At 70.2% G+C, this 16,535-nt stretch carries 16 protein-coding genes; 2 read left to right on the forward strand and 14 right to left on the reverse strand.

Going from position 1 to position 16,535, the window contains the following annotated elements:
• Positions 1 to 11: 11 nt before the first annotated feature.
• Both AS25_RS12615 and AS25_RS12620 read right to left on the reverse strand, forming a co-directional pair.
• Positions 12 to 536 (reverse strand): mycothiol transferase, encoded by a 525-nt coding sequence (locus AS25_RS12615; protein ID WP_035965591.1) that lies wholly within the window; start codon positions 534 to 536, stop codon positions 12 to 14.
• 193 nt (positions 537 to 729) lie between these two features.
• Complete coding sequence (locus tag AS25_RS12620; protein WP_084118217.1) at positions 730 to 1,656, reverse strand: DMT family transporter; 927 nt, start codon at positions 1,654 to 1,656, stop codon at positions 730 to 732.
• Between AS25_RS12620 and AS25_RS12625 the strand changes: the two genes are divergently transcribed.
• Positions 1,655 to 3,082, forward strand: a complete 1,428-nt coding sequence (locus tag AS25_RS12625; RefSeq protein WP_052160988.1) for an aminotransferase-like domain-containing protein — start codon at positions 1,655 to 1,657, stop codon at positions 3,080 to 3,082. The genes AS25_RS12620 and AS25_RS12625 overlap by 2 nt on opposite strands.
• 28 nt (positions 3,083 to 3,110) lie before the next feature.
• Here AS25_RS12625 and AS25_RS12630 read toward each other — a convergent pair whose 3' ends face one another.
• A complete protein-coding gene (locus AS25_RS12630; RefSeq protein ID WP_035965729.1) occupies positions 3,111 to 4,625 on the reverse strand; it encodes an MFS transporter in 1,515 nt (504 codons plus the stop codon).
• A 178-nt stretch (positions 4,626 to 4,803) separates the two neighbouring features.
• On the opposite strand from AS25_RS12630, the gene AS25_RS12635 reads away from it, so the two are divergent.
• Positions 4,804 to 5,349, forward strand: coding sequence for a TetR/AcrR family transcriptional regulator (locus AS25_RS12635; protein WP_035965593.1), 546 nt, complete (start codon positions 4,804 to 4,806; stop codon positions 5,347 to 5,349).
• An 81-nt stretch (positions 5,350 to 5,430) separates the two neighbouring features.
• Here AS25_RS12635 and AS25_RS12640 read toward each other — a convergent pair whose 3' ends face one another.
• The 11 genes from AS25_RS12640 to AS25_RS15630 form a co-directional block, all read right to left on the reverse strand.
• The gene (locus AS25_RS12640) at positions 5,431 to 6,081 is read right to left on the reverse strand and encodes an FtsX-like permease family protein (protein ID WP_035965595.1); all 651 of its coding nucleotides are present in this window, start codon (positions 6,079 to 6,081) and stop codon (positions 5,431 to 5,433) included.
• Between the two features lie 62 nt (positions 6,082 to 6,143).
• Positions 6,144 to 6,710, reverse strand: a complete 567-nt coding sequence (locus AS25_RS12645; protein ID WP_035965597.1) for a DUF3817 domain-containing protein — start codon at positions 6,708 to 6,710, stop codon at positions 6,144 to 6,146.
• Positions 6,707 to 7,786: a hemolysin family protein gene (locus AS25_RS12650; protein WP_035965599.1), complete on the reverse strand. Its 1,080-nt coding sequence runs from the start codon at positions 7,784 to 7,786 to the stop codon at positions 6,707 to 6,709. Before AS25_RS12650 ends, AS25_RS12645 begins: the two co-directional genes overlap by 4 nt.
• Positions 7,783 to 9,330, reverse strand: a complete 1,548-nt coding sequence (locus AS25_RS12655; protein ID WP_035965601.1) for a hemolysin family protein — start codon at positions 9,328 to 9,330, stop codon at positions 7,783 to 7,785. Before AS25_RS12655 ends, AS25_RS12650 begins: the two co-directional genes overlap by 4 nt.
• Before the next feature lie 273 nt (positions 9,331 to 9,603).
• A complete protein-coding gene (locus tag AS25_RS12660) occupies positions 9,604 to 11,016 on the reverse strand; it encodes a TIGR01777 family oxidoreductase (protein WP_035965604.1) in 1,413 nt (470 codons plus the stop codon).
• A gap of 42 nt (positions 11,017 to 11,058) precedes the next feature.
• Positions 11,059 to 12,186, reverse strand: a complete 1,128-nt coding sequence (locus AS25_RS12665) for a Gfo/Idh/MocA family protein (RefSeq protein WP_035965606.1) — start codon at positions 12,184 to 12,186, stop codon at positions 11,059 to 11,061.
• A 140-nt stretch (positions 12,187 to 12,326) separates the two neighbouring features.
• On the reverse strand, positions 12,327 to 13,124 hold the full coding sequence (locus tag AS25_RS12670; RefSeq protein WP_035965608.1) for a carbon-nitrogen hydrolase family protein: 798 nt from the start codon (positions 13,122 to 13,124) through the stop codon (positions 12,327 to 12,329).
• A 135-nt stretch (positions 13,125 to 13,259) separates the two neighbouring features.
• Complete coding sequence (locus AS25_RS12675) at positions 13,260 to 13,652, reverse strand: DoxX family protein (protein WP_035965610.1); 393 nt, start codon at positions 13,650 to 13,652, stop codon at positions 13,260 to 13,262.
• The gene (locus AS25_RS12680) at positions 13,649 to 13,879 is read right to left on the reverse strand and encodes a hypothetical protein (protein ID WP_035965611.1); all 231 of its coding nucleotides are present in this window, start codon (positions 13,877 to 13,879) and stop codon (positions 13,649 to 13,651) included. Before AS25_RS12680 ends, AS25_RS12675 begins: the two co-directional genes overlap by 4 nt.
• Positions 13,876 to 14,430 (reverse strand): aromatic-ring hydroxylase C-terminal domain-containing protein, encoded by a 555-nt coding sequence (locus AS25_RS12685; protein WP_035965613.1) that lies wholly within the window; start codon positions 14,428 to 14,430, stop codon positions 13,876 to 13,878. Before AS25_RS12685 ends, AS25_RS12680 begins: the two co-directional genes overlap by 4 nt.
• Positions 14,431 to 14,495: 65 nt before the next feature.
• The gene (locus tag AS25_RS15630) at positions 14,496 to 16,529 is read right to left on the reverse strand and encodes a maleylacetate reductase and hydroxyquinol 1,2-dioxygenase domain-containing protein (RefSeq protein ID WP_437123717.1); all 2,034 of its coding nucleotides are present in this window, start codon (positions 16,527 to 16,529) and stop codon (positions 14,496 to 14,498) included.
• Between the last annotated feature and the right edge of the window lie 6 nt (positions 16,530 to 16,535).

A 16,535-nucleotide genomic window follows, 5' to 3' on the forward strand; every position in this document is an offset into this window, starting at 1 on the left:
TCCCCGCGTGTTCAGTACTTCCCGGACCAGCCGTGCTCGACCAGCTCGCGGACGTAGGCGGCCTGCCCCACGTGCTGGGCGGCGTCGTCGATCGCGGACACGATCCGCACACCCCGCGTGACGGGCGGATCCCAGGAATCGTCGATGACCTCGTCCAGCTCGGCGTCCGACAGGGAGTGCGCGTATTCGGCCGTGGTGTCCGTGACGGCTTCGAGGTAGCCCAGCAGCAACTCGGGGCCGTCCACGCGCACGCTCGCCACGGCCTGCGGGTCGTCCCCGAAGCCGAAGTCCTCACACGGGCGGTCCAACCCGAACCTCTCGCACCACCCGCCGGAACGCCACACCTGCTCCGCTCCGCGCAGCTCCGCGACCTGAGCGTCCTGCTGCCGCGCCGCATGCCACACGAGCCAGGACATGGAGTTCAGTTCACCGCGCGGCATCTCGTTGAGGGTGTCCGCGGAGGCCCCTTCCAGGGCGGCCCGCGCCGCATCCAGGGGCCGCTGCGCGGCGTCCGCGATCAGTTCCAGTACGCTCATGCCCGTGTCCCCACTTCCTCGTGCCGACGGTCCACGCCGCCCGGTCCGGTTCCTTCCGGTCCGACGACGGCGCTGCTGGCCACTCTACGGGCGCCCCGGCGGATCCGGGAGGGGTGGGGCCTGATCGGCCCCACCCTGCAGAAGGTCTTCACGGGGCTGTGCTTTCCAGGGCGTGGATCGACGGGGCAGGACGTCACGCTCTGGTGCGCTGTGTCAGGGCCACGCACGCGAGGACGAGCACCGCGGCCACCACGACATCCGGAGAGAACGGTTCGCCGAGCAACAGGACGGCCCAGACAAGGGTCAGGAGCGGTTGCATCAGCTGCAGTTGACTCGCCCGGGTGACGCCCATCAGCGCCATGCCGCGATACCAGACCACGAATCCCAGGAACTGGGAGACCGCCGCGATGTAGAGAAGCCCCGCGACACCGCGCGCGGAGAGGTGGACGGGCTCCATGGGCAGAGCGGCGATCGTCACGACCAGGTTCACGGGAGCAGCCAGGAGCACACCCCATGCGATCACCTGCCAGCCGGGGATGCGGGAGGACAATCTCCCGCCCTCCGCGTAGCCCGCGGCACACACCACGAGGGCGGCCACGAGATAGAGATCCCCGATGCCGGGTACCCCGTTGCTCTGCAACAGGGCGAATCCCACGACCACCACCCCTCCCGCGGCGGCCGCACACCAGAACGCCCACGAGGGCCGGTTCCCGGTGCGCAGCGTGGAGATGACGGCGGTGGCCATGGGCAGGGCCCCGATGACCACCGCGGAGTGCGAGGCGGACGTGGTCTGCAGCGCCAGAGTGGTCAGAAGGGGGAAGCCCAGGGCGCAGCCGAGGGCCACGACGGTGATCCCCGCCCAGTCGTGACGCGCGGGCACGGGCGGACGGGCCCACAGCAGGGCGGTCCCGGCCAGTGCCGCTGCGATGACGCCTCGCAGTCCGGTGGCCGTCCAGGGTCCAAACCCGTCCAGGGCGAAGACCGTGCCGGGGAAGCTCAGGGAGAAGGCGACGACGCCCAGGGACGCGAGAAGGGGGCCATTTCCCCATAGGCCGTGGGCCCGTCCCGGGCCCCGGACCGATACTCTCGTGGGAGTAGTAGCGCTATTCTCAGCTTTCATGAATCACAGTAGCAGTTCCGAGGACATCGCCCGGGAACTGACGCGGGACATCACACCACTTGCCGCGGGAACGCGGCTACCGTCCCACCGGGCTCTCGTGACCCGTTTCGGCGCCAGCGCCTCCACCGTGTCCCGGGCACTCGCGCTCCTCGCCCAGCGCGGACTGGTGGTGTCCCGACCCGGGGCGGGGACGTTCCGCGCGGCACAGGAGCCCGCGGCGTCGTCGGGAGATACGACGTGGCAGGAAGCGGCCCTGGCACTGAACCCGGGGCTCGCGGACGGCAACCCGGGAGCGCGACGCCTGCACTCACCCGGCCTGTCCAACACCCTGGCCACACCGAGCCCCGGGGTGATCGACCTCAACAGCGGCTACGCCCATCACAGCCTGCTGCCCATGACGGCGCTGCGTGCGGCACTGACCCGCGCAGCGCGCAGTCCGCACGCGTGGGAGCGCCCTCCCGTGGGAGGCCTCGCGGACCTGCGGATGTGGCTTGCGGAGGACATCGGCGCAGGGCTGGGGCGCGAGGACGTGTTGGTCGTGGGTGGCGGACAGGCCGCCCTGTCCACCGCGATGCGGGCGGTGGCCCAACCGGGTGACCCCGTGATCCTGGAGGCACCCACGTATCCGGGGACCCTCGCCGCCGCCCGCGCCGCGGGTCTGCGCACGGTGTCGCTCCCCTTGGACGCGCACGGGATGCGCCCGGACTACCTCGACGACGCCCTGGGCCGCACCGGGGCCCGTCTCGTGGTGCTCCAGCCCCTGTACCAGAACCCCACCGGCGTGAGCCTCACCGAAGGGCGCGCCCGTGAACTGCTCGCGGTCGCCCGCAGCCACGACGCGTTCGTTCTGGAGGACGACTACGCGCGGCACATGACGCACGACGACGGTATCCCGCCCGTGAAGCCGTTGATCCTGCTCGAATCGGACGGCACGGTGATCCACATCCGGTCCCTGACCAAGGTGACCTCGCCCAATCTCAGGATCGGGGCGCTCGCGGCTCGCGGGCCCGTGCTCGAGAGACTGCGCACGGCCCACATGATCGACACCATGGTGGTGCCCGCACCCTTGCAACACACCGCGCTCGAAGTACTGACCTCGTCCGCATGGAAGCGATCCGTGGCCCGGCTGCAGACGGCGCTCGCGCAGCGCAGGCGGTTGGCGGTCCGCACGGTCGTCGAGACCCTGGGAGCAGATGTCCTCCCCGATCACCCCCGCGGGGGTTATCACCTGTGGCTTCACCTTCCCCGGGGTGCCGACGAGAGCGAGTTCGTCTCGGCAGCCCTCGCGCGCGGCACCGCGCTGGCCCCCGGCACCTACTTCCACGCCGACCAGCCCGACGTCCCGCGCGTTCGCCTGAGCTACGCAGCAGCGCCCACGACAGCGGACCTGGTCACGGGCATCCATCGGCTCGAAGGACTCGTGTGAGGAGGACCGCCACCGCACCGCGGTCCGGTCAGTGGGTGCGGGGCATGCGACGGTCCGTGCGGAGCACGCGCACCAGGACCACGGCCACGACCAGCACCATGAGACCGCCCACGAGCGAGCTCCACTGCATGCCGGAGGAGAAGGCGGCCGTGGCGGCGTCGACGATCGAAGCCTGCAACGGCGACTGAGCGGCCACGTCCAGGGCGCCACCCAGCGTCTCGTGCGCGGCCTGGGCGCTCGCGGGATCCAGGGCCGCGGGCAGGTCCAAGTGGGTCTGGTAGAACGCGGTGGTCACGCCACCCAGCACAGCGGTGCCGAGGACGGCGCCCACCTCGTACCCGGTCTCGGACACGGCCGACGCCGCTCCGGCCTTGCGTTCCGGCACGGACGAGACCACGAGGTCGGTGGACAGCGTGGTCGCGATTCCTACACCCGCGCTCATCACGGTGAAACCGCCCAGGACGGGCAGCGCCGAGGCCTGCTGATCCGTGAAGAACACCAGGAAGAAGCCCAGGGCCACGAGCAACAGACCCAGCACCACGGCGTTGCGCAATCCGATCGTGTAGGCCAGCTTCGCGGCGGTGAGCCCGGCGACGATCGCCAGCAGCAGCCCGGGGACCATGAACAGACCGGAGGTCATGGGGTCCATGCCGCTGACCAGTTGCAGGTGCTGGGTGAGGAAGAACAGGAACCCGAACATCGCCACGTTGGACACCACGTTCACGGACAACCCGCCCGAGAACCGGGGGCTGCGGAAGAAGCGCAGGTCCAGCATGGGGTAGTCCTTGACCACCTGGCGGCGCGCAAACAACAACCCGGACAGCGCACCCACGGCGATGAACAGCACACCGTGCAGGGTGGACCCGCCCGTGGCCATGGTCTTGATGCCGTACACGATCGGGGCCATGGTCAGCACCGCGAGCACGATGGACGCGGGATCCACCGGCCCCGGGTGAGGGTCACGGGACTCGGGCAGCAGCAGGGGGGCGACGATCAGGAACGCGATCAGCACCGGCACGGCCAGTAGGAACACGGAGCCCCACCAGAAGTGGTTGAGCAGGAAGCCTCCGGCGATGGGCCCCAGGGCGGCGCCGGCGCTGAACCCGGCCGTCCAGATCGCGATGGCCAAGCTGCGCTGGCGATCGTCCTGGAACACGGTGCGCAGCAGGGACAGCGTGGTGGGCAAGAGCATGGAACCGAACACGGCGATCCCCACGCGGGCGGCCAGCAGCCACTCCGCACTCGGGGCGAAGGCCGCGCCCAGGGAGACCAGGCCGAAGCCCGAGGAACCGATGATGAGCATCTTCCGCCGCCCGATCCGGTCCCCCAGGCTCCCCATGGGGATCAGCAGGGCGGCCAGGACCAGGGGGTAGATGTCCACGATCCACAGCAGCTGCGCCGCGGTGGGACGCAGTCCCGCGGAAATCGCGGGCAGGGCGAAGCTGAGAGCGGTGTTGTTCACGGAGACCAGGAGCACCGGGAACATGAGGGCACCCAGGGCGGCCCAGCCACGGGCACCGGCCTTGCGGTGTTGATCGACCATCACGGACACGTGGGAACCTCCTGGGAACAGAGCTGCGGAATAGGGTGTCGACGCGAGCCGTACACCGTTGTACCGAGCTCCTTCACAGGAGCCTCTCGCCAAGTTTTTACCGTCTAGACGGTACAGTTAACGTGGTCCGTCTGGCAATGATTCCCACACCGTGAGGTTCACAACACCCATGCCCCGCAAACCCGTGGCCCGCGAGAAACTACTCACCGCGTTCGAGCACCTCGTACTGTCGGAGGGCGAGCGCGCCGCGACGCTGGACGCCGTCGCCGCCCGGGCGGGGGTGTCCAAGGGCGGGTTGCTCTACCACTTCCCCCACCGGCAAGCACTCGTGGACGCCGCCCTGGCCCGGTGCGAGGAGATGGCCCGCGAGGATCTGACCCGGCTCACCCAGTCCCCCCGGGGTGCCGCGCGGGAGTTCCTGGCCACGTCCCTCTACGAGGACAGTCCCCTGGACCGCAGTCTCATGGTGGCGTTCCGCATGGTGCAGTCCGGCGAACCCGGTGCCCGAGAGACGTGCGAGCGCGTGACCCGCGAGTGGTACCGGGTGGTCCTCGAGGACGTGGGGGATCCCATGGTCGCCACGGCCGTGCAGTGCATGGGGGACGGCCTCTACCAACGGGCGTCCATGGGCCTGCTGCCGGAGGACCCGGAGGAGAAGCAGCAGATCCTGCAGCGCCTGCTGGACACCGCGGATCGGTTGACGCGGGACGCGTGACGAAGCCCCGGCCGAGCACCTCGCGGTACTCAGCCGGGGCTTTGTGGCGGGGCCGTTCAGGGCGCCGCCGTGCCGGAGCGATCACGTCAGTCCACCCGCGCCAACCCTTCCACCGGGTTGAGCTTCGTGGCCCGGCGCACCGGCAGCGCGGAGGCGATCACCGCCACCACCACGGCACCGGCCAGGATGAGCAGGAAACCACCCCACGGCACCACGGGCCGGACGGTCATCCCCTCCACGACCAGGGACATCACCCCCCAACATCCCGAAGAGCCAGCCCACCACCAGGCCCACCACCGTGGCCACGAGTGAGATCACCAGGGCTTCCCGCCGGATGAGCGCCCCGAGCTGCCGCTTGGACAACCCCAGCGCGCGCAACAGGGAGTTCTCCCGGGAGCGTTCCAGCACCGACAGGGATGTGGTGGACGCGATCCCCAGGACGGAGACCACCACGGCCACCGCGAGCAGGGCCAGCACCACCGCAAGCAGGATGTCCAGGAGGTTCGCGTAGCCGGCCTTCTCGAGTAAGGCTCCACCCAGCTCATCCGTGCCCACGTGCAGGATCTTCGCGACGGATTCCTCCAGCTTGGTGGCTTCCTGCACGTCGAGGCGCTGCGCGGCGTCGGAATGCCGTCGGCGGAGCGGGAGCCGCGCAGACCGTCGAGTGCCGCCGCGCCGGGCCCAGGAGGCCACGAGGGTCAGGAGCACGCCGGTGACCAGTCCCGCGATCACGTCCCACAGGACCTGCGGTGTGCATCATGCGAGGGGATGAGCGGGCCACCGTGGGGCTCCCCTCAGGAGAACCACTCGGTGGGCGGGCCCGCGGTGAGCAGCACCGAGAACAGCGCCACCACGAACACCAGCAGGGCCAGGGCGGAGAGCACGGGCCACCGCAGGATGACCGCGAGCAGCCGCTCCGCGGGAGTGCGGGCGGGCTCACGCAGCCGGCTCGGGACCCCGCCGGGGGTGGCGGAGGTGGCGCGGGCGTCGTCGTCCCCCGCAACCCGTCCGTCCGACGTGGTGCCGGCCCCGGTGCGCGCGTGACCCGCGGGGGCCACGCGCCACTCGTCCGCGAGCAGGCCCTTGCGCTCCACGTGCTGCTCGAACGGCACCGTGGCGAACGGGACCACGGAGAGCACGAGGCCCAGCACGCCCGTGGCGGCCGGCCAGCGCCGGTCCGTCCAGACCACCACGGTGGAGACGCAGTAGCTCAGGAACACGAACCCGTGGATCCCCCCGGCCAGGCGCACGGGGAGGTCACCGGCACCGAATCCGTACTTGGCGATCATGCCCAGGATCAGCAGCGCCCACGTGACGGCCTCGGCGGTCGCGGCGATCCGGTACAGCTTCCGCGGGCTCATGCGGCGGAGTCCTGATCGGCCTTGGAGGTGGCGTCGCGGACCTCGCCCACGAGTTCCTCCAGCACGTCCTCGAGCGCCACGATGTACACGGACTCGTCCGTGGTGCGCGAGTCCCGGGCCACCTGGCCGAGCAGCGCGAAGTGCGCGCCGTTGGCCTGCATGGTGCGGGTGACCTTGCGCAGCTTGTCCTCCGGGGCCACGCGCGCGAAGGGGCGAATGATGGCCGCGGGGATCGGCTGCTCCCGGGCGGTCTCGGGCAGCCCCAACACGTCCTTCGTGTGGACGTAGCCCATGAGCCGCTCGTTCACGTCCCGTACGGGGAAGCGCGAGAAGCCCGTCTCCGCGCACAACTGCTCGACCCCGGCCACGGTGATGTCGGACGGGACGGTGCGCATGCCCGCGAGGGGCAGGGCGACGTCGGCGGCAGTCTTGTTCTCGAAGTTCAGCGCGCCCGTGAGCAAGCGGATCTCGTCGTTGTCGAGCAGGCCCTCACGGCCGGACTCGGCCACGAAACCGCGGACGTCGTCGGACGTGAAGGACGAGGCGACCTCGTCCTTGGGCTCCACCCGGAACACCCAGCGCACCAGGTGGTTGGCGGTCTCGTTCATGATCCAGATGAACGGGCGGAACACGACCACGAAGCCGTGCAGCACCGGGCCGAGCACCTGCGCCGCGCGGCTGGGCACGGCGATCGCGATGTTCTTGGGCACCATCTCGCCCAGCACCATGTGCAGGAACGTGACGATCAGCAGCGCGATCGCCAGGGCGATCGGGTGCAGCAGCGCGGACGGCACGCCCGCGGCCTCGAGGGGCACCTCGATCAGGTGCGCGATCGCGGGTTCACCCACGGCACCGATCAGCAGGGAGCACGCGGTGATCCCCAGCTGCGTGGCGGCCAGCGAGACGGACACGTTCTCGATGCCCTTGAGGGCGTACTTCGCGGACTTGGATCCGTCCGAGGCGCGGGGTTCGAGCTGGTCGCGGCGGGCCGAGACCATGGCGAACTCGCTGGCCACGAAGAACGCGTTGCCCGCCAGGAGCAGGACCAGGACGATGATGGCGGTACTCGTGGTCATCGCTGCTGCTCCTCACGCGGGTCCTCCACGGACACGTCCTCGTCCCGGTGGAAACCGGCGGCGCCCACACGGTCACCGTGCGAGACCCGGAACTCCTCCGCGGTCTCGGGATCGCGGTTCTCACCGCCCAGCGGGTCCGGCCGCCCGGGTGGGCGCCAGGACGTGGACGACGTCGAACCGCCCCGTTCGTCCGGATTGCCACCTTCGCGGTGCACCACGATGCGGTCCACGCGGTGCTGGTCCATGCGCACCACGGCCAGGTGGATCTGCGCCTTGGTGGGCAGGTCGTCCTCGTCGCGGTGGATGTGGTCGATCGCTTCCAGGGTGAGCTTGTCGCCCACGCTGGGCAGCCGGTCCAGTTCCTCGGCGATGAGACCGCCCAGGGTGTCGGACTCCTCGCCCTCGGGCATGTCCACGCGCAGCACGTCGCCCAGTTCGTCCGGGCGCAGCAGTCCGGAGACCACCAGGCCGCCGTCACGGGTGCGGCGGAAGCGCTGCACGCGGGTATCCTGCTCGTCGTCGATCTCCCCCACGATCTCCTCGATGAGATCCTCCAGGGTCACGATGCCCGCGGTGCCGCCGTACTCGTCCACGACCACGGCCATTTGCAGACCCTTGTTGCGCAGTTGACGCATGAGCGGGTCCAGGGTCATGGATTCGGAGACCACGTCCGCGGGGACGCACACGTCCGCGACGCGCAGTACCGCGCGTTCCTCGAACGGGACCGCGAGCGCGTGGGTGTAGTGCACCACGCCCACGATGTCGTCCACGGACTCCCCCGTGACGGGGAACCGGGAGTGACCGGACTCGGACGCGGTGAGCAGCATGTGCTCCACGGTGTCGTCCGCGTCCAGGAAGGTGACCCGGGGGCGGGGACGCATCACGTCCGCGGCCGTGCGGTCACCGAACTCGATGGACCGGGCCACGAGTTCCGCGGTGCCGGCGTCCAGCGTGCCCTCACGTCCGGAACGGCTCACCACGGACGCAAGTTCCTCCGCGGTGCGCGCGTTGGCCACTTCTTCCGTGGGCGTGAAACCGAGCATGCGCAGCACCGCGTTCGCCGAACTGTTGAGCATGGTCACGAGCCAGCCGAAGACCACCATGAAGATCTTCTGCGGCAGCACGACCACGTGGGTAACTCGCAGGGGGTCCGCGATGGCCCAGTTCTTGGGGACCAGCTCACCGAACACCATCTGCGTGAAGGTCGCGACGATGAACGCGGCGGTGGTCGCGATACCCACCGCAGCGGCGTCGGGCACACCGGTCCACCCGAGACCCTCGCTGAGCAGGGTGCCCAGGCTGGGGCCGGTGAGGAAGCCCGCCATGAGGCTCGTGACGGTGATGCCCAATTGGGCACCGGAAAGGTTGGTGGAGGTCTTCTTGAGGCTCTGCTCGATGGTCTTGGCGCGCTTGTCGCCTTCGGCCTCCGCGCGCTGGACCGCTTGGCGGTCCACGGTGAGGAACGAGAACTCGACCGCCACGAACAGGGCGTTGGCGAGGACCAGCAGGAGGAAGACGAGGAGGAGCAGCCAGGCCGTCAGCACCAGCTCACCTCAATGCACACCGCACCGGTGCGGGAAGGGAACGGGGAACCGAACGAGCGGATGTCAGGGGAGCAGCGGCGCTGCCCGGGACTGTCCGACTCCTTGTCATCGGCCGAGGGGAGCGCACCGAAGTACGCTGCGGGCCGGTTGTGTTGAGATGTCACGGGAAAAGGATACCGAATCCGCTCCCGGGGAGGAGAGGGACACCGCCCGACCGCTGGAGCCCGGTCCCCGCGGTGTTCGGCGTCCACATCTGAGCGGGCGGGCGCGACCTCAGCGGGTGCGGCCCAGGATGTGCTCGGCGCAGCTGCGCAGGTCCTCGTTGCGGAACCGGTAGCCGCTGGCCAGGAGCTTGCTCACGTCCACCCGGTGGCTCGCGGCCACGAGTTCCTCGGTGGCCTGCGCCCCCAGGACGGCCTTGGGACCGGCCAGGGGTGTGGGGACCACCGCGGGGCGGTGCAACACACCGGCCACGGTCTTGGCGAACTCCTTCTGCCGCACGGGTTCGGGGGCGGCCACGTTGAACGGGCCCTCGGCGTCGTCGCTCAGCGCAAGGTGGGCCACGGCGCCGGCCATGTCGTCCAGGCCGATCCAGCTCTGCCACTGCTTCCCGCCGCCCATGGGCCCGGACAGACCGGCCTCCATGAGGGGCAGTTGCGGTTTCAGCAGGCCACCCGTGGGTGAGAGCACCAGACCGGTGCGGACGTTGACCACGCGCATGCCGTACACGGCGGCCCCGTGCGCGGCATGTTCCCACTCCCGGCACACCCCCGCGAGGAAACCGTCCCCGGACGCGGAGTCCTCCGTGAGGATCTCGTCCCCCCGCCCGGTGCCGTAGTAACCGATCGCGGAGGCGACCACCAGCGCGCGCGGGCGCTTCTCGGCCGACACCTGGCCCAGCGCGCGCACGAGCAGGTTGGTGCTGTCCACGCGCGAGCGCATGATCTCGTGCTTCTTCGCGGGCGTGAAACGCGTAGCGATACTTTCGCCGCCCAGGTGGACGACGACGTCGACCCCCTCCAGATCGTGCGGGTTCAGCACCCCTTCGTCCGGGACCCAGCCGATGACACCCTCACCGGTGGCGCCACCGCGCTTGAGACGGAGCACCGTGTGCCCGCCCGTTTCGAGTAGCGCGCACACCTGGGTGCCCACGAGCCCGGAGGAACCGGCCACCGCGATGGTGAGCCGGGGCCCGTTGTGCTGGTCGTGGAAGTCCAGGTCGGCACGCAGTTGGCGTTCCCGGTAGGCGAAGATCCGCTCGAGCTGCGGCGTCATCACGCGCTCACCCAGGTCGTTGAGCTTGCCCGCCCACTCCGGCAGTGGGCGCACCGTGACCTGGTCCCGGACCAGGGTCCCGCCGTTCTCCGTCTCCTCGAAGACGTGCCGGTGCTCCCACTCCCCCAACGGCCCGCTGACCATGCGATCCGTGAAGTACCGCGGCGGATCCCACTCACCGTGTTCGGCTGTCCAGGGCAGGTGCACCAGGCCGAACGTCCCGGGCACGGAGATCCCCAGCTTGGCTTCCGAGCCCGGTTCGATCCCGTCCGACGGCGCTTGGCGCACCTGGTCGGGGCCCCCACCGAACGGCGGGGTCAGCCGGGGCAGGGCGCCGGGACGCTCGTGCCACGCGAAGACCTGCTCCCGGGGTTGGGACAACCGTGTCTCATGGATGTACTGGTGTGTCATGGCAGCGCCGTCCGTTCGTCAAGGGACCCGGGATGCGGGAGATCAGCCGTTCTGGGGAACCTGGTCCACGAGCTCGTCGTCCTCCGGCTCGTCCGCGGGGGTGACGCGGCGGACCTGCTCGGAGGTCACCGTCCGTTCCCGCTGATAGGGCTCGAGGGTCACGGGGTGGCCAGTCTCGAGCGATTCGAGGACGGCCTCGTTCACGCGCACGTCCAGCATGCCCTCCTCGCCGTCCGGTTCCGGAGCCTCGCCCCGGCGCAGGCAGTCCACGAAGTACTGGGTCTGGCCACCGAACTGTTCCACGGGGTCGTGGGCGAAGCTCTCGGAGGAGCCCTCCTGGGTGAGCGTGTACTCGATGCCCACGCCCGGACCGAAACCGAAGCACGGCTGGGCGCTGATCTCGCCCTTGGTCCCGGCCACGGTGAACTGCTCGGCGGACTCGGAGGCGTAGCTGATGGTGAACTGCGCCACCCGTTCACCCGGGAAGGTGAGGGTCACGGCCACGGTGTCGTCGAAGTTGAACTCGCGGCCCGGGGTGCGGACACCCTTGGCGTAGACCTCCACGGGTTCGTCGTGGAAGAGGTTGCGGACCATGTTCTGCGGGTAGGTCCCCATGTCGGGGATGGGCCCACCCCAGTAACCGGAGTGACCGCGGTGGTTCTCCTCCGTGATGTCCTGGGAGAAGGTGGCGGTGAAGAATCGCGGGTCACCGATGACCTGCTGGTCACGGACCTTCTCGATCATCTCCACGGTCGCGGGTTCCTGGTGCAGGCGGTAGGCGACCATGAGGGTGGCCCCGCTCTGCTTCGCGGCGTCGGTGATGGCCTGGCAGTCCTCCACGGAGGTGGCCATGGGCTTCTCGAGCAGGGTGTGGATCCCGGCCTTCAACGCCGGTTCCGCGAACTCGCGGTGCCGGAAGACGGGGGTGGCCACGTACACGGCGTCGATGTCGCCGGACTCCAGCAGCGCGGGGTACTCCTCGTAGGAGTAGGTGGCCACGCCGAATTCCTGACCCAGTGCCTCCGCCTTCTCCGGGCTCGAGGTCACCAGGGCCGCGAGCTCCGCGTCCTCGATCCGGGAGAGCCCGGGGATGAACGCCTGCTGGGAGATCTGTCCCACGCCCACCACGGCGAAGCGGACGGGGTGGTTGTTCTGAGTGGCATCAGCCATGATTCTGACCTCCGGACTGCTCGAATATGACGGTCCACGCGCACAAGTCAGGGGGCTTATGACGTGCCACTGCCCACTGTAGGCACGGGCCGCGAGCCTTGTCAGCGCTCGTTCACCCACCGCGCACAGCCTCCCGGGTCTCAGAGTTCGCGCGCGTTGCGCAGCACCGGGATGGCCTTGCGCGTCCGCTCCACGAGCTCCGGGTCCAGGTCCACGACCGTGTAGTCCGGGGCGTCTCCCAGCTCCGCCACCACGGAGCCGTCCGGGGCTGCCACCAGGCTGTGCCCCACACCGCGCGGCGCCTTGTCCGGGTTCTCCTCCCCCACCGACTCGGGGTTCGCCTGTCCCACGGCCACCACGTACGACGTCGTGTCCAGGGCTCTCGCGCGGGCCAACAGTTCCCACTGCGCGACCTTGCCCGGCCCGTCACCCCAGGACGCGCCGAGAACGGTGACCACGGCGCCGTCGTGCGCCAATCGTGTGAACAGGCGCGGGAAACGGATGTCGTAGCACGTGGCGACCCCCACCGTGAGGCCGCCCGCGGAGAAGGTGACCGGTTCGTCGCCGGGGTCCACGGTGTCCGACTCCAGGAAACCGAAGGCGTCGTACAAGTGGATCTTGGCGTAACCGCGCACGGTGCCGTCCGGGAGGGCGATCACCGCGGTGTTGCGCACGCGATCGCCGTCGCCGGGGGTGAACATGCCGGCGACGATCGCGACCGAGTTCTCGCGCGCGAGCTCGGAGACCGCGGTGGCCCACGGGCCGTCGAGGGGTTCGGCGACGTCCTCGAGGCTGCGACCGAACGCGAACATCGTGGCCTCGGGCAGCACGAGGAGGTCCGCGCGGTCCTCCCCCGCGCGGCGCGCGAGCTCTCGGACGCGCTCGAGGTTCCGCTGCGAGTCGTGGGTGCTGAGCAACTGGCCGAGTGCGATACGCATGTCAGTCACGGTAGCCGGGCGGCGCAGGGGTCCGGAAGTGCTGCCGGGGCGCGGGGGTCGTCTCCGCGCGGACGTCGACGGCGCGTCCCACGCGGAACCACCCGACCGCCCGCGGGTGCGGGGCGACCCCGGGACCTATGCGTTCTTTGCGATCTTGACCGCGCTCATGATCATGGGGATCTGCAGCGGGAGGCGGCCGAGGGAGATCGCCTGCTTCGCGGCGGACGCGTGGCGCCAGTCCCACGCCATCTTGAAGTTGCCGGGCCACACGCCCACGAACAAGGCGGTCGCGGCCACCCCGCCGGCCTTGCGCGTGGCGGGAATGAGCAGCAGCGCAGCGGTCCCGAGTTCCGCGAACCCCGAGCCGATGGACCACTGCCGCGCGGTGCCGGGCAGCTGTTCGGGGATCAGGTGATCGAAGGGTTCCGGCTTCACGAGGTGCAGGGTGCCCATCCCCGTGAGGGCCAATCCGGTGAACAGCGCGGCGCGGTGGGCCCTGCGGCGGGCGGTCATCAGTTTTTTGGTCATGCTCCACGGTACCCGGGAGTGGACTCCCCGCAGCGGCGGTAGGACGGGCCCCACTCCTCACCGCAGTCGATGAGGTACTGCGAACCGTTCACGGTGAGCAGCGTGGAGATGCCCACCCGGTCGGAGCCGTCCCACCACGGCGGCCCACCGGAGGTCCCCAGCAGGGTCACGCGCGTGGCGTAACGGGAGGCGTCCTCCCGACTCAGTGGCCGCGGTGCGACGTTCATGCCCGGGCCCCCTGCTGAGAAGCGTCCCGCGTTCCCTGCTCGGAAGCGCCCCCGGAGTCCTGCTCGGAAGCGTCGCGAGCACTCACGGAGCTCCGGCCGCCCTGAAGCGCACCCTCCCCGCTGCCCAACACCGCGCGCAGCGTCTCGGTCAGCGTGGCCGCGGGATCCTCGGCCATCCCGTGCGAACGGTAGGCCACGTGGTTGTGGGGGCGCACGAGCACCATGCCGTCGTCCGCGACCTCGCGCAGTCCGGCCCAGTCACCGTAAAGGTCCTCGTACTCCTGCTCCGGCCCGATCACGTGGGCCGTGAGCGGGATGCCGAGCTCCTCGGCCACCCGTTCGACGGCGTTCGCCCACTTGGCGCCGTTGATCCCGGTGAGCACCGTGAACCGGCCGTGCCCGCAGATGTCGTGCGTGGACACGCTGGGTTCCCGCGGGTCAGCGAGCCCGAGCCACGCGTGGGGCAGCCGCGAGCCGGGGCGCGTCGTCGGACGGTAGTACAGCTCGGCGTCCCGCTCGTCCACGGGCAGCTCGGTGCCGTCCGCGACCACGGCGGAGGACGATCCGGCCGGGCCGTGACGGCACGGCGCTTGCGGTGGAGGGGAAAGAGGTGGGCTCAGACGTCCTCGGGGGCGAGCACCACGTCGAAGCGGGTACTGGCCCAGCTCTCGTCCAGGCTGCGACCGTCCGGGGTGGGCTCGTTCGCGTCGTGGGTCTCGAATGTCTTGATCAGGGAGTCCTTGACGCCGAACACGGAGTCGCCGGCCTCGAGCTGCGGATCGCCCTCCACGAAGATGTGGGTCACGAGCGTGCGCCGCCCCGGGGCCGAGACCATGAAGTGCAGGTGCGCGGCGCGGTACGGCGAGCGCCCGGTGCTCTGCAGCATCTTGCCCACGGGCCCGTCGTGCGGGATCGGGTACGGGGTGGGTGTGAGGCCCCAGAAACGGAACGTCCCGTCGTCGTCGGACTCGAGCCATGCACGACCGTAGACCCGGCCGTCGGTGTGCTGGACGTCGTACAGACCCTCGTCGTCCGCTTCCCACACCTCGATGCGCGCACCCGCCACGGGGTTGCCGTCCGTGTCCTTGACGGTTCCCTCGACCCAGCACGGCTGGCCCGGGGCACCTCCGGCGATGTCCTCGCCCTGGTCGATGCGCGGGGCGTCCTGGACGAAGAACGGGCCGAACACGGTGGCTTCCGTGGCGTCCTCGTAGGCCTGGTTGTTCACGGCGATGGTCTGCATGGAGATGCCCAGCACGTCCGAGAGCAGCACGAATTCCTGGCGGGTGTCCGTGGTGATGTTCCCCGCGTCGGTGAGGAACTTGATCGCGGCGTTCCACTCGTCCTCGGTCAGCCGGGTCTCGCGCACGACGGCGTGGGCGTGGGTCACGACGCTGCGCAGCACCTCCGCGAGGCGCTGGTCGGGGGACTCGTCGAAGGACGCCAGGACCTGTTCGGTGAGTTGCGCTTCGCGCTGGCACTGCTCCTCACTCTCGGTGCTGTCGGACGCGTCACCGGTCGCGGCCGTGACCACCGAGGGGTTCTCCCCCTGCAGGGCCGCGCGCAACAGCACGGTGAGGTTCTCGGTCGTGGGCGTGACCGGGTTGGACTCCGGGATGGCCTTGAGCGAGCGCTCCACGGCCTCGGTAACGTCCTCCTCGGTGAAGCCGACGTCGGACAGCGCCCGGGGTGCGTCCAGGTCCTTCCGCAGTGCGGCCAGTGCGTCGTTGGCGGCCCGGGCCTCCCCACCGGCCACGGTGCCCTCGTACCCGAGCGCGGCGGCGAGGCGGCCGGCGAGTTCCGGGACGGCCGGGGCGTTGAACGCCAGGACGTACGGCAGCACGGTCGCGTGGGTCTCGGCGTGGGGCAGGTTGAACGTCCCCCCGAGCACGTGCGCGATCTTGTGGTGGATCCCCGACCCCGCGGACGCGAACGACAGTGCGGAGAGGTAGCAGCCGTAGAGCGCCTGCTCACGGGCGTGCATGTCCTCGGGGTCCTTCACGATCCCCCGCAGGGCGATCGCGAGTGCCCGCGCCCCCTCGAGCGCATGCGCTTGGTTGATGGGATCGGCCTTGGGCGCCCACAGCGAGTCCACGCAGTGCGCGAGCCCGTTGAGCCCGGACGCGACAGACAGGCCCACGGGCAGGGAACGCGAGAGTTCGGCGTCGTAGATCACGGCCTCGGGCAGTACCTTGGGGTCCAGGCCGGTGGACTTGGTGCGGTCCTCCGTCATACCCCACATGCTGGTGGCCTCGGAGCCCGCGTAGGTCGTGGGCACGGCCAGGAGGGGCAGCCCGGACGTCAGTGCGATGGCCTTGCCCAGCCCCGTGGTGGAGCCGCCGCCCACGGTGACGAGCGCGTCCGCGTCCGCCTCGCGTGCGGCGTCCCGCGCGCGCTCGGCGAGTTCCACGGGGACGTGCTGGACGACGTCGTTCCACGTCAGGGCGGGCTGCGCACGCTCGGCGACCTGCCGGACCAGCTCCGCTTCGTGCTCCCCCGCGATGATCATGGGGCGCGTGGCGCCGAGGCGGTCGAGTTCGGCCGCGAGGTGTTCGGCGGCCTTGCCCGAGCCGAACAGGACACGTTGTCCCAGGGTCGTGTGCTCGAAGACCATCGGCCGGGGCGCTGAGTCGGAACGCTGGATGGACATGGGAAA

The organism is Kocuria marina (genome assembly GCF_000786655.1).
GTDB classification, from domain to species: Bacteria; Actinomycetota; Actinomycetes; order Actinomycetales; family Micrococcaceae; genus Kocuria; species Kocuria marina_A.

What these genes read in the sequence shown, in the direction of transcription:
- AS25_RS12615 (WP_035965591.1), bottom strand. Translation starts at nt 536, where the DNA reads ATGAGCGTACTGGAACTGATCGCGGACGCCGCGCAGCGGCCCCTGGAT.
- AS25_RS12625 (WP_052160988.1), top strand. Translation starts at nt 1,655, where the DNA reads ATGAATCACAGTAGCAGTTCCGAGGACATCGCCCGGGAACTGACGCGG.
- AS25_RS12620 (WP_084118217.1), bottom strand. Translation starts at nt 1,656, where the DNA reads ATGAAAGCTGAGAATAGCGCTACTACTCCCACGAGAGTATCGGTCCGG.
- AS25_RS12630 (WP_035965729.1), bottom strand. Translation starts at nt 4,625, where the DNA reads ATGGTCGATCAACACCGCAAGGCCGGTGCCCGTGGCTGGGCCGCCCTG.
- AS25_RS12635 (WP_035965593.1), top strand. Translation starts at nt 4,804, where the DNA reads ATGCCCCGCAAACCCGTGGCCCGCGAGAAACTACTCACCGCGTTCGAG.
- AS25_RS12645 (WP_035965597.1), bottom strand. Translation starts at nt 6,710, where the DNA reads ATGAGCCCGCGGAAGCTGTACCGGATCGCCGCGACCGCCGAGGCCGTC.
- AS25_RS12650 (WP_035965599.1), bottom strand. Translation starts at nt 7,786, where the DNA reads ATGACCACGAGTACCGCCATCATCGTCCTGGTCCTGCTCCTGGCGGGC.
- AS25_RS12660 (WP_035965604.1), bottom strand. Translation starts at nt 11,016, where the DNA reads ATGACACACCAGTACATCCATGAGACACGGTTGTCCCAACCCCGGGAG.
- AS25_RS12665 (WP_035965606.1), bottom strand. Translation starts at nt 12,186, where the DNA reads ATGGCTGATGCCACTCAGAACAACCACCCCGTCCGCTTCGCCGTGGTG.
- AS25_RS12670 (WP_035965608.1), bottom strand. Translation starts at nt 13,124, where the DNA reads ATGCGTATCGCACTCGGCCAGTTGCTCAGCACCCACGACTCGCAGCGG.
- AS25_RS12675 (WP_035965610.1), bottom strand. Translation starts at nt 13,652, where the DNA reads ATGACCAAAAAACTGATGACCGCCCGCCGCAGGGCCCACCGCGCCGCG.
- AS25_RS12680 (WP_035965611.1), bottom strand. Translation starts at nt 13,879, where the DNA reads ATGAACGTCGCACCGCGGCCACTGAGTCGGGAGGACGCCTCCCGTTAC.
- AS25_RS15630 (WP_437123717.1), bottom strand. Translation starts at nt 16,529, where the DNA reads ATGTCCATCCAGCGTTCCGACTCAGCGCCCCGGCCGATGGTCTTCGAG.